The sequence below is a fragment of the Ochrobactrum sp. AP1BH01-1 genome, assembly GCF_018066705.1.
Lineage (GTDB): Bacteria > Pseudomonadota > Alphaproteobacteria > Rhizobiales > Rhizobiaceae > Brucella.
The window spans coordinates 744,269-756,461 of record NZ_JAGPOU010000003.1 but is presented as its reverse complement, the minus strand read 5'-3'; the positions used below and the strand labels follow the sequence as shown (position 1 = coordinate 756,461).

Genomic DNA, 12,193 nt, shown 5'->3' with positions numbered 1-12,193 from the left:
GCTTTTTCAGATGCATAAAAAACCCGGCTCAAGGCCGGGTTTTTGATATCTGTTTTAGCTCTTCTGAACCGGAGCCAGACGGATATGCAGGTCGCGCAATTGCGCAGGCGTCACATCCGAAGGCGCGTTCATCAGAAGATCGAGCGCCTGCTGGTTCATCGGGAACAGCGAGATTTCGCGCAGGTTCTTCGCGCCGACCAGAAGCATGATCACGCGATCGATACCGGCAGCCATGCCGCCATGCGGAGGCGCGCCATACTGGAATGCGCGATAGAGACCGCCGAAACGCTCTTCCACATCCTGCTGGCTCAAACCAACCTTCTCGAATGCCTTGACCATGACGTCCGGCAACTGGTTACGGATCGAACCGGAAGCGATTTCAAAGCCGTTGCAGACGAGATCGTACTGGTAAGCCTTGATCGCCAGCGGGTCCTGGTTTTCCAGCGCGTCCATACCGCCCTGCGGCATGGAGAACGGGTTGTGCGCGAAGTCGAGCTTCTTGTTGTCCTCGTCCCATTCGTAGAACGGGAAATCGATGATCCATGCCAGTTCGAAACGGTCACGATCGACGAGGTTCAGTTCTTCACCGGCGCGCGTGCGGGCATCGCCTGCGAACTTGTAGAACTTGGACGGCAGGCCGGCAACAAAGAAGCAGGCATCGCCATCACCCAGACCAAGCTGGTTGCGCAACGCTTCGGTGCGTTCTTCGCCAATGTTCTTGGCAATCGGGCCGGCACCTTCGAGCTTGTCGCCTTCCTTGCGCCAGAAGATATAGCCGAGGCCCGGCTGACCCTCGCCCTGCGCCCACGAATTCATGCGATCGCAGAAGGCGCGGCTTCCGCCCGTCTTGGCCGGGATTGCCCAGACTTCGACCTTCGGGTCGTTGGCGATCATGTTTGCGAAGACCTTGAAGCCCGAACCTGCAAAATGTTCGGTCACGGCCTGCATTTCAATCGGGTTGCGCAGGTCCGGCTTGTCCGAACCATAGGTGCGGATCGCGTCGTCATAGGCGATGCGGCGGAATTTCTGCGTGACCGGCTTGCCTTCGGCAAATTCCTCGAAAATGCCGCGCATGACGGGCTCCATCGTTTCCCAGACTTCTTCCTGGGTCACGAAGCTCATTTCGAGATCGAGCTGGTAGAACTCGCCCGGCAGGCGGTCGGCACGCGGGTCTTCGTCACGGAAGCACGGCGCGATCTGGAAGTAGCGGTCGAAACCGGCAACCATCAGAAGCTGCTTGTACTGCTGCGGCGCCTGCGGCAGCGCATAGAACTTGCCCGGATGAATACGGCTAGGCACGAGGAAGTCGCGCGCGCCTTCCGGCGAGGAAGCCGTCAGGATCGGCGTGGTGAACTCGTTGAAACCGATCTCGGTCATGCGGCGACGCATCGCGGCAATGATCTTGGTGCGGCTCATGATGTTCTTGTGCAGCGTTTCACGGCGCAGGTCGAGGAAGCGGTACTTCAGGCGAATGTCTTCCGGGTAGTCCGGTTCGCCGAAGACCGGCAGCGGCAGTTCCTTGGCAGCCGCCAGCACTTCGATTTCCGTTGCGAAGATTTCCACTTCACCGGTCGGCAGGTTGGCGTTGACCGCATCGTCTGCGCGGGCCTTCACTTCACCATCGACACGGATAACCCATTCGCCGCGAACGGTCTCGGCAACCTTGAACGCGGGCGAATCGGGATCGGCCACGATCTGGGTAATGCCGTAATGATCGCGAAGATCGATGAAGAGAATGCCGCCATGGTCACGGACGCGGTGGACCCATCCGGAAAGGCGAACGTTCGAACCAACGTCCGTCTTGCGAAGGGCTGCGCAGGTATGGCTGCGGTAACGGTGCATGATTTCTGCCTTTTGGTAAGATAAATCAGTGCAGGCAAAGCGCTGCAAATTCTGGCGGAAAAGCGCATTTTGACCAGGTTTTGTCAAGTCTGCACTCTCTGCAAGCGTCGAGGTTCGGGCGCCTTGACGCAAAGTATCGACAAAAAACACTATTTGCACTTGTTATACAGCGCGTTTTGCGCATTCTTTCGGGACAAGCGGCCGCGCTTTCTCTAAAAGGTAACCATGCATCTTATTACGACGACAGAGGCCCTCGAAGAGGCCGTATCCGCCCTTTCCAAATCCGATTTCGTCACGGTCGACACGGAGTTCATCCGCGAAACGACGTTCTGGCCGGAATTGTGCCTTATCCAGATGGCTTCGCCCGACCACACGGCGCTTGTGGACGCGCTTGCGCCGGGGCTGGACCTCGCGCCGTTCTTCCGCCTGATGGCGGACGAAAAGGTGGTCAAGGTTTTCCACGCCGCGCGACAGGACATCGAAATCGTCTTCCATCTCGGCGACCTCATCCCCTCGCCTGTCTTCGACAGTCAGGTGGCCGCAATGGTTTGCGGGTTTGGCGATGCCATTTCCTACGACCAGCTTGTGCAGAAGGTCACAGGCAAGCACATCGACAAGTCGTCCCGCTTCACCGACTGGCGACGCCGCCCCCTTTCCGACAAGCAGCTCGACTATGCGCTGGCCGACGTCACCTATCTGCGCGACATTTATCTCTATCTGAAGCAGGAACTCGAGAAAGAGGGCCGCAGCGAGTGGGTGAACGAGGAAATGGCGGTGCTGACGTCCCGCGAAACCTACGATCTGCATCCGGACGATGCATGGCGGCGGGTCAAGGCACGCGTTCGCAAGCCAATCGAGCAGGCAATCGTTCAGGCCGTGGCAGCATGGCGCGAACGCGAAGCGCGCGAACGCAATGTGCCGCGCGGACGCATCATCAAGGACGACACGATAGCCGAAATCGCGCAGCAGCAGCCGCGTGACGCGGAAGCGCTTGGACGCCTTCGTTCCATTCCGAAAGGATGGGAGCGTTCGGCACAGGCCGCCGGGCTTGTCGCCGCGATCCAGTCGGCGCTTGAAATCCCCAAGGAAGATCTGCCGAAATTGCCGAAGCCGTCGCATTCGCCGGAAGGCAGCGCCGCTGCAGCAGATATTCTCAAGGTTCTGCTCAAGCTTGTCACCGAAGAGCATGGCGTCGCGGCGAAGATCGTGGCGAGCTCCGACGACATCGACAAGATCGCTTCGGAAGGCGACAAGGCAAACGTGCCCGCCCTGCATGGCTGGCGGCGCGAGGTTTTCGGCCAGAAGGCTCTCGATCTCATCGACGGCAAGATCGGCATCAAGTTCGAGAACCGGCGGATAACGGCGGTGGATTTAGGGGAGTAGGGCAATAAGGCAGTAAGGCAGTAAGGCAATATGTGAATGCTCGCGCTAAACATACTGCCTTACTGCCTTACTCGCTTACTGCCTTATTCCCGCGTCCCCTCGATCGCGCCGTCGCCCACCGCGAAATAGAGGTTCTTGCCTGTCAGTTTCGCCAGTTGCTGCAGGCGGCCTTCGGGACGGTCCGAAATCAGATCGGCAAGATCGCCGGGAACCACCAGCGCAATGCCGTTTTCTTCCTCGCGCCAGACAAGGCGCGGAATGACGCCCGGCATCGAAGCCGACAGAAGGTAGACCACGCGCAGAAGCGCCCCGAGCAGCTTCGCCCTTTCGCGCAGGCGCGGCGTGGCGAGTTGCACGATCTCCGGCGCGATCTCATCCTCGATCAGCCCCTCGTGACGGTAATAATTGGCGAGCGCCATGAAAGAACGTCCCGCATGGTCGATACCGCCGAACGAGCCGTGAGCGATGATGTTCAGCGCCTGCGAGCCGCGATAGTCGGGATGCGCGCGCCAGCTTATATCGGCCACAAGGCAGGCTGCCTGCCTGTAGCGCGCCTCGTCGTCGGTTTCGTCAAACCCCAGGACCGGCAGGGACAATGTCGTCCACGTCGCCAGTTCACGAGCATGGCGCGGAGAACGTGAGCGCAAAATGGAAAACTCGTCCGCCGAAGCCAGCAGCGGATCGAGAAGCTGTTCGTTCTTGGGCAGGAGCGAATAAAGATAGCCTTCGCGCACGCCGAGCGCCGAGAAAACGATCTTGGAAGGCTTCATCAGACGGATCGTCTCCAGCAGCACCGTGGCGCCATAAGACAAAAGCTGGCGGCGATTCTTGGAAACCGCCTCGATGCCGCGCATCGTGTCGAGATTTCCCTTGGCGACTCGCTTCAGGAAGCTTTGCGCTTCCACCGGGTTCATCTCGTAGCCGTGCATGACGTGCAGCGGATAGTTCTTCGCCGTCATATGCAGCTTGGCAAGGTTACGCCACGTGCCGCCGACCGCATAGAAAACCTGGCCCTGATGGGCTTTCAGAAGCGTCGCCTTCGCCAGTTCGGTGCGCGCAATCTTCGTTGCCTCTGGCAGCCGTCCATCGGACATATCCTGCAAACGCAGACCGCCGAGCGGCAAGGTAATCCCCTCGCCCACCTCGTGGTCATCCACGGCGACCAGTTCGAGACTGCCGCCGCCAAGGTCGCCAGTCACGCCCTTCGGCTTGTAGAAGCCGGAAATGATGCCGAGCGCCGAATAATAGGCTTCTTCCTTGCCGGAGAGCACTTCGATATGGCGACCGAGAATGGCTTCCGCCTGTGCGATGAAGTCCGGGCCGTTTTTCGCTTCGCGCGCGGCAGCGGTGGCCAGCGCATGAATGGAAACCGCGCCAGCCTGTTCCGCCAGAGCGCGAAAACGCTTCAGCGCGCGCAGCGCCGCCTCAACGGATTTCTCGTTGAGCTTGCCGGTCTTCGCGAGGCCTTTTCCGAGGCCGCATAAAATCTTTTCGTTGAAAAGCACCGTCGGAGAACGGACGATGCCTTCATAGATGACGACACGGATCGAGTTCGAGCCAATGTCGATGACCGCAACGGGCTTCAGTCCCTTGAGGCGGCCTTGTGCTACAGCTGGACTCATGCAGTCGTTTTTCTTTCCGCCTGCGCACGCTTGCGATGCGCGATAAGGCGGGGGGCCGAAGACTTCAGCGACTTTCCGCGACCCGACAGACTAGGATTGGTCATGAAATATTCCTGCGCGTTGAAAGCTTCCTCTCCTTCTTCTTTTTCTATCCGGCGAGAGGTGCCGTCCGCAAGTAGCTGATAGCTCTGTTGGTTATCAATTATGTTGGCAAACATGATTTGCGACAGGATTTGCTGATGCACCGTGGCATTTGTGATCGGAACGAGGGTCTCCACGCGGCGATCCAGATTGCGCGGCATCATGTCGGCGGAGCCGATATAGACGATGGCCTTGTCGGACGGCAGGTCATTGCCGTTTCCGAAGCAGAAAATGCGGCTATGTTCCAGAAAACGCCCGACAATCGACTTGGCGCGAATATTGTCGGAAAGCCCCGGAACGCCCGGACGCAGGCAGCAGATGCCGCGCACGACGAGATCGATCTGCACGCCGGCCTGGCTCGCCATGTAGAGTGCGTCAATTATCTGTGGATCGACCAGCGCATTCATCTTCATCCAGATCGCCGCCGGACGTCCGGCCTTCGCATGGGCGACCTCGTCCTCAATGTGTTTCAGAATGCGGGCGCGCAGCGTGAAGGGTGAAATCGCGATCTTCATCTCCTCGGCAGGCTGGGCGTAGCCGGTGATGAAATTGAAGATATGCGCCACATCGCGGGCAATATCCGCGTCTGACGTGAAGAACGACAGATCGGTATAGATGCGCGCCGTGATCGGGTGATAATTGCCGGTGCCAAGATGCACATAGGAACGCAGCTTCTGGTCTTCGCGGCGCACGACAAGCGACATTTTAGCGTGTGTTTTCAACTCGATGAAGCCGAACACCACCTGAACGCCAGCGCGTTCCAGATCGCGGGCCCAGCGGATGTTTGCTTCCTCATCGAAGCGGGCTTTCAGCTCGACCAGCGCCGTCACCGACTTGCCAGCTTCGGCTGCATCGACCAGCGCGCGCACGATCGGGCTGTCGTTTGAGGTGCGGTAAAGCGTCTGCTTGATGGCCAGCACGTCCGGGTCGGCTGCGGCCTGCCGCAGGAACTGCACCACCACGTCGAAGGATTCATAGGGGTGATGGACCACGATGTCCTTTTCGCGAATCGCAGCGAAGCAGTCGCCGCCATGTTCGCGAATACGTTCCGGAAAGCGCGGGTTGTAGGATACGAATTTGAGGTCTTCACGCGGGATCGAAACGATCTCCGAAATCATGTTCAGCGCCAGCAGTCCTTCGTGCACGCTGATCCGGTTTTCAGAAACGCCCAGTTCCGTCGCGACGAAGATGCGCAAAGCTTCCGGCATTTCACCGTCGAACTCGATGCGGATCACCTGACCGCGGCGGCGGCGCTTCAGCGCTGTCTCGAAGAGGCGAACCAGATCTTCCGCCTCTTCCTCGACTTCGATATCGCTGTCGCGGATGATGCGGAACGTACCGGCACCACGCACCTCGTAACCGGGGAACAGCCGCCCGATGAACAGGCTCACTGCATCCTCGATGGTGATGAAGCGGTAGTCATTGGCCTGATCCGTCGGCAACTGAATAAAGCGTTTCAGCGCAACCGGGATGCGCAGGAGCGCCGTCATCGGATGATTATCGGCGCGCCGCGCAAGCTGCAAAGCGATGGAGAAGCCCAGATTGGGGATGAAAGGGAACGGATGCGCCGGATCGATGGAAAGCGGCGTCAGGACCGGGAAAATCGTTTCGAGGAAGTGGTTTTCAAGCCATTCCTTTTCCGGTTTTGAAAGCGCGGACGGGCGGACGATCTCGATGCTTTCCTGTTCCAGCTCCTCACGCAAGGCGCGCAGGCGCTGCTGCTGCTCTTCCTGCAAGCGGCTTACTTCGTCGAGAACGAAATCGAGCTGTTCTTGCGGCGTGCGTCCATCGGCACTGCGCATCGCCACGCCGGCGCGAACCTGCGCTGCAAGACCGGCGATACGGACCATGAAGAATTCATCGAGGTTGGCGGCGGAAATGGACAGGAAGCGGAGGCGTTCGAGCAAGGGCTGGCGCATGTTCGCGGCTTCTTCGAGAACGCGCCGATTGAACTGCAGCCAGGAAAACTCGCGGTTCACGAAGCGGTCGGCGCTCTGCATCAGCTCGCCGTTCAAAGCTTTGTGAACGTCAGGGGCCGCGTCCATATCGGGGAGGACGTTTGGGTTGGGGGCTAGTCCGGCTGTCATCTCGTGTGTCCCGCCTTCGGTCACGCTGGGGGTTTCGCTCGCCATAACGCTGTTTTCGCTCATGTTTCCTGTCCCGACCGCCACCGGAACGTTCCGGCTCCGTCTGTCTGTTTCTCCGCGCATCCTGATCGAAAACTGCTTCGCACTTTTCTGGACGCTCGATAAGCCTATGGCTGTCATATGACAGTTTGATAGCAAATAGCTTGAAATGTCCTCAGAATTGATGAAAACGCTTCCGGAAACAAGACTTTCGCGGTACAGGCATGCCAATGTCTATGCATGATCTTGCCCGGCAACCGGTGCAAGTCCATGCCCATACCGCCCATCGACCAGAACCGGAGCATGTTATGTCCGATCACATCATTCCTCACTTTCAGAACGACGCCGGCCATGCGGCCATCGAAATCGGCGTGAAGGAATTCATGTGCGTCGGTGCAAACCCGCCTTTCGATCATCCGCATGTGTTTCTCGACATGGGTGATGAAAGCGAAGTCGTTTGCCCGTATTGCTCGACGCTTTATCGCTACAATGCAAAGCTTCATGCCGACGAAACCGTTCCGGCTGGCTGCGTTTACGAAGCGCCCGCTGATAAGGCTGCTTAATCTAAGCGGCCTTACGGGGCTGAATGCCGGATGATCTCATCGACATGAGCAAAGGGCGTATATTGATTGCCGGAGCTGGCGTTGCCGGTCTTTCGGCGGCATTGGAGCTTGCGGCGCGCGGCTGGAATATCCGGCTCATCGAAAAGGCCGAGAGCCTTTCGGAAGTCGGCGCTGGTCTGCAACTTGCTCCCAACGCAATGCGTCATCTGGAACGGCTCGGCGTTGCCAGCCGCCTCTCCGCACAAGCCGTCACGCCGCAAGCGCTCTACCTCATGGACGGGCGCAAGGCGCGCCCGCTGATGGAAATGAAGCTCGGCGACAAGGCCTATGAGCGCTGGCACCATCCCTATGTCGTCTGTCATCGCGCCGACCTGCAATCGGCACTGCTCGATGCCTGCCGCGAACAGCCCGGCATCGAGATCAGCCTTGGCGCTGAAATCACAAGCCATCGCGTCGAAAACGGGACCGTTGCAGCCACCATCCGCCATGGAAATTCCGAACACCCCGCCGACGCCGCCTATCTGATCGCCTGCGATGGTGTCTGGTCGGCGGAACGGTCCAAGGCAGGTTTCAGCAAGGCACGGTTCAGCGGCCATATTGCATGGCGCACAACCCTTGCCGCCAGCGCCCTGCCCGCTTCCTTCCTCAACGCCATGCCGGAACGCAAAGCCGTCTCCGCCTGGCTCGGCAACAAGGCGCATTTCATCGCCTATCCGGTCAAGGGCGGCAGTTTCTTCAACTTCGTCGCCATCACGACAGGCGAAAACCCCGGCGAGGTCTGGTCCAGAACCGGCGACCCGGCGCGTCTGCGATCCATCTATGCCGACTGGGGCGCACCCGTTCGCGACGTAGTCGCGACTACGGATGAATGGACCTACTGGCCGCTTTTTGAAATGGCGGACGCGCAATTTGTCGGTCCGGCCCGCACCATTTTTCTCGGCGATGCCTCACATGCGGTCACGCCTTTTGCGGCGCAGGGCGCGGCCATGGCAATCGAGGATGCGGCAGCACTGGCGCAAGCGCTCGACGGAAGCGACCGCGAAGCCGGGCTGAAGCGTTTCGATGCCGCCCGCAAAGCGCGGATCGCGGCGGTTGCCAAACGCGGCCAGTTGAACAGGTTCGCCTATCACGCAACCGGCATTTTCGCGCTTGGCCGCAACACGCTCTTCGCCATGCGCAGCCCGGACAGTTTCCTTAAGGATCTGGACTGGCTTTATGGCTATGACGCGGTCGCGGCCATAGGGGATTAAGCCGCGTCGCGCGCGGCTTCCAGCGTCGCAATATCGATCTTGACCATCTTCATCATGGCATCCGCAACGCGCTGGCGCACGTCTGGCGGACCATCCTGCAAAGTATCCAGCAGCATGTCAGGAACGATCTGCCACGGCAAACCGTATTTATCCGTCAGCCAGCTGCATTCCATCGGCGAGCCGCCTTCCAGCAGCTTCTCCCAGAACGCATCCACTTCCGCCTGATCCCTGCATCGCACGATCAGCGAACTTGCCGGTGAAAGCTTGAACTGGGGTCCACCGTTCAGGCCGCATATTTTCTGCCCGTCGAGTGTAAAGTTCACCGTGACCGGCTGATCCTCATTTTGCTGGTGGCCATGCTTGAAACGGATGGCGCCGTCGATCGAAGCCGATCTTCCGCATGCGCGGAAGATCGAGACATAGTGGTTCGCGGCTTCTTCGGCATTTCCGTCAAACCAGAGACAGATTGTCAGACCCGACATTTTCTCCTCCTTTGTCTTGTGTGGTCATTCTCCCGAGCGCTAGCCCATGACCTTCCTGGCTTCTTCCATGTCCATCCACATTATCTCCCAGATATGGCCGTCGAGATCCTCGAAGCTGCGCCCATACATGAAGCCATAATCCTGCTTCGGACCCGGATCGGCCTTTCCGCCGGCGTTCAGTGCCTTCTCCACGGTGGCATCCACTTCGGCCTTGCTTTCGGCCGACAGGCAGACCAGCACTTCGCTGACCGCATTGGCGTCGGCGATCTTCTTCGGCGTGAACTGGCTGAACTTGTCATGATCAAGGATCATCACGTGGATCGTATCCGAAAAGACCATGCCGGAAGCCGTTTCGTCCGAGAACATCTCGTTCTTGGTGGCGCCAATCGCTTCGTAGAACGCGGTCGACTTCGCGACGTTCTTCACGGGCAGGTTCACGAAAATCATTTTCGGCATGTTATTTCCTCCAATGGGCCAAGCGGCCCGTTCTTATTTGATGTTTATCTGAAACGATTATCCATCGCCTGCCCGGCTCGCCAGCGGTAAGATCGAGCCTTCGCGCAAACCAGTTGGCGCAATTACAACGGATGAAGTCAAAGTTCGCTTGTACATAATGGCATATAAGTTATAATTAGCAACCATGAAGTTAGAAAAAATAACCAATTCGGAAAAGCCACCTGCAAAACGCAGCTATGACGATGCCTGCGCCGCGGCTCATGCCCTTGATTTGATTGGGGAACGCTGGTCGCTTCTGGTGATGCGCGAATTGATGTTCGGCCCCAAACGCTTCAGCGATTTGAGGGCTGACCTGCCGGGTGTGAGCGCAAATGTCCTCACGCAGCGGCTGGAGGGCTTGGAAGAAGCGGGCATTCTTCGCAAGAAGAAACTCCCGCCTCCCGCATCGGTGCAGGTCTACGAGTTGACCGAATGGGGTTATGAGAGCGAACCTATACTTCAGGCATTGGGCCGGTGGGCGGCACGGTCGCCAAAACATGATCCCAACCTGCCGATCTCGACCGTATCCTTCCTGCTTTCGCTACGGACCATGATCGATCATGACAGGTCCGTAGGTTTGCGCGCGGTAATCGGTCTTCGCCTGGACGGGGAAGATTTCACTGCCCATCTTGACGACACCGGCATTCGGGTAGAGCGCGGCACGGCGCAGGAATACGATCTGCATTTCGAAAGTTCACCGCGCATGCTGGCCGCAGCCATTTATGGCGGGCAGTCTCTTTCAGCCCTGGAAAGTGCCAATGTTCTCAAGATCATAGGCGACCGCGCTCTTGCTGAAAAATTCGTGACGCTGTTCCCGCTTCCGGACAAGGCTCCGCTGCCGGAATAAAATGCGCAACTTTTTGGTTGCTTATTTTATCTTCATCTCTATATTAGCAACCATCAAGTTGCCAATTACGGAGGATGAAGGCCATGACGAACAATACCGATCGCATTGAGAAGACTGTTGATATCCGCGCCGGGATCGACCGGGTCTGGCGCGCGCTGACCGATCATGAGGAGTTCGGAACCTGGTTTCAGGTAAGGATCGAGGGACCGTTCATCGTCGGTACACGCTCGCTCGGCCACACGACCTATCCGGGCTTCGAGCACGTGCGCTGGGAGGCTTTCATCAAGGACATGCATGCGCCCGACTATTTCGCCTTCACCTGGCACCCCTATGCCGTGGAGCCCGACACGGATTATTCCGGCGAACCGCCGACGCTCGTCGAATTCCGGTTGCAGCCTATCGAAACAGGCACACGACTGACCGTGACCGAAAGCGGTTTCGATGCGCTGCCCGCCGAACGCCGCCCGCTGGCGCTGCGAATGAACGATGGCGGCTGGGAAGAGCAGGTTGGAAACATCAAGAGACACGCCGAAAAGCGATAGGGTGGAAATGCGCACCACGGAAATGTCCGCCGTCTTTGCGGCGCTGTCCGACCCGACGCGGCTGGCGCTCATAGAAACGCTGAGCGATGGAGAAAGCCGTTCGATCGTGGCGCTGTCGCAAAATGGCAGCATTACACGGCAGGCCGTGACCAAGCACCTGTCCGTGCTGGAACAGGCGAATCTGGTCGAACGGGAAAGGGTCGGACGGGAAAGCCGTTTTCGTCTGCACCCCGCCCCGCTCATCGATGCCCGCGCCTATCTCGCAACCGTTTCCAGCCAGTGGGATGATGCTCTCCAGCGCCTGCGCCGGTTTGTCGAGGATTAGAGCGCATCCCGAAAACTGTGAAACGGTTTTCGGAAAAGATGCGCGTCAAAACAAGGAGATAGAGTGCCGATCTGATCCAATCCGATCGAAACGCGCTCTAAGGCTGATTGAAAAGCAATGACGACGTGCCCTTCACGAAGCCCAGCTTTTCGTAGAAGGGCACGAGCCGTTCGGGGCAATAAAGTTCGAAGCTTTTCACGCGCTTCAGCTTTTCATGACTGAGGATGCGTTCAATCAAGGCTAGCCCCAGCCCTTGCCCGCGATGCCGTTCCGCCACGATGACATCGAAGATCATCGCCTTGAAGGTGAAATCGCTCAGCACCCGCGCAAAACCTGCAATGCGGCCATCGGCATCGAGGCAAAACAGCAGCAGGTCGCAGTGGGCGAGCATGTTGGTGACGTCCTCGAAACTCCGCTCTTTCGTCCACCACTCCCCGCAATAAAGGGCATGGAATTCACTGTGCCGCTCGACTGGCAGCTCTTCCATCCATCGGAAATTCTTCACGGTCCCTCCCTGCTTGCAAAAACACCCGCCAGATCGTCTGGCGGGTGTCCTCAATTCAGAAGCTGAATGC

Annotated in this window: 12 protein-coding genes; 6 read left to right on the top strand and 6 right to left on the bottom strand. The window is 58.5% G+C overall.

From position 1 onward, the window contains the following. Positions 1 to 54 precede the first annotated feature (54 nt). Positions 55 to 1,842: an aspartate--tRNA ligase gene (gene aspS, locus J9800_RS14310; protein ID WP_006472405.1), complete on the bottom strand. Its 1,788-nt coding sequence runs from the start codon at positions 1,840 to 1,842 to the stop codon at positions 55 to 57. Between the two features lie 225 nt (positions 1,843 to 2,067). Here aspS and rnd point away from each other — a divergent pair, with 225 nt between their 5' ends. After that, on the top strand, positions 2,068 to 3,225 hold the full coding sequence (gene rnd, locus J9800_RS14305; RefSeq protein WP_112589552.1) for a ribonuclease D: 1,158 nt from the start codon (positions 2,068 to 2,070) through the stop codon (positions 3,223 to 3,225). Between the two features lie 83 nt (positions 3,226 to 3,308). Here the strand turns inward: rnd and ppx are convergent, their stop codons facing one another. Continuing rightward, positions 3,309 to 4,847, bottom strand: coding sequence for an exopolyphosphatase (ppx, locus tag J9800_RS14300; protein WP_114215683.1), 1,539 nt, complete (start codon positions 4,845 to 4,847; stop codon positions 3,309 to 3,311). Then, a complete protein-coding gene (locus J9800_RS14295; RefSeq protein WP_286167512.1) occupies positions 4,844 to 7,075 on the bottom strand; it encodes an RNA degradosome polyphosphate kinase in 2,232 nt (743 codons plus the stop codon). Before J9800_RS14295 ends, ppx begins: the two co-directional genes overlap by 4 nt. A 347-nt stretch (positions 7,076 to 7,422) precedes the next feature. Here J9800_RS14295 and J9800_RS14290 point away from each other — a divergent pair, with 347 nt between their 5' ends. After that, positions 7,423 to 7,677 (top strand): zinc-finger domain-containing protein, encoded by a 255-nt coding sequence (locus J9800_RS14290; RefSeq protein ID WP_010661074.1) that lies wholly within the window; start codon positions 7,423 to 7,425, stop codon positions 7,675 to 7,677. Between the two features lie 44 nt (positions 7,678 to 7,721). Beyond that, a complete protein-coding gene (locus J9800_RS14285) occupies positions 7,722 to 8,927 on the top strand; it encodes an FAD-binding protein (protein WP_114215728.1) in 1,206 nt (401 codons plus the stop codon). Here J9800_RS14285 and J9800_RS14280 read toward each other — a convergent pair. Both J9800_RS14280 and J9800_RS14275 read right to left on the bottom strand, forming a co-directional pair. Continuing rightward, positions 8,924 to 9,409, bottom strand: coding sequence for a VOC family protein (locus J9800_RS14280; RefSeq protein ID WP_114215685.1), 486 nt, complete (start codon positions 9,407 to 9,409; stop codon positions 8,924 to 8,926). The genes J9800_RS14285 and J9800_RS14280 overlap by 4 nt on opposite strands. Positions 9,410 to 9,448: 39 nt before the next feature. Next, the gene (locus J9800_RS14275; RefSeq protein WP_112589560.1) at positions 9,449 to 9,865 is read right to left on the bottom strand and encodes a VOC family protein; all 417 of its coding nucleotides are present in this window, start codon (positions 9,863 to 9,865) and stop codon (positions 9,449 to 9,451) included. Between the two features lie 184 nt (positions 9,866 to 10,049). On the opposite strand from J9800_RS14275, the gene J9800_RS14270 reads away from it, so the two are divergent. From J9800_RS14270 to J9800_RS14260, 3 genes are all read left to right on the top strand, one after another. Beyond that, positions 10,050 to 10,751 carry a winged helix-turn-helix transcriptional regulator gene (locus J9800_RS14270; protein ID WP_114215686.1) on the top strand — a complete coding sequence of 234 codons (702 nt, stop codon included), beginning with the start codon at positions 10,050 to 10,052 and terminating at the stop codon, positions 10,749 to 10,751. Between the two features lie 83 nt (positions 10,752 to 10,834). Beyond that, complete coding sequence (locus J9800_RS14265) at positions 10,835 to 11,293, top strand: SRPBCC family protein (RefSeq protein WP_114215687.1); 459 nt, start codon at positions 10,835 to 10,837, stop codon at positions 11,291 to 11,293. 7 nt (positions 11,294 to 11,300) lie between these two features. Next, positions 11,301 to 11,618 (top strand): ArsR/SmtB family transcription factor, encoded by a 318-nt coding sequence (locus J9800_RS14260; RefSeq protein ID WP_114215729.1) that lies wholly within the window; start codon positions 11,301 to 11,303, stop codon positions 11,616 to 11,618. Between the two features lie 97 nt (positions 11,619 to 11,715). On the opposite strand, the gene J9800_RS14255 is transcribed toward J9800_RS14260, so the two are convergent. Further along, entirely contained in the window at positions 11,716 to 12,123 is a 408-nt protein-coding gene (locus J9800_RS14255) for a GNAT family N-acetyltransferase (RefSeq protein WP_114215688.1), read from the bottom strand. Between the last annotated feature and the right edge of the window lie 70 nt (positions 12,124 to 12,193).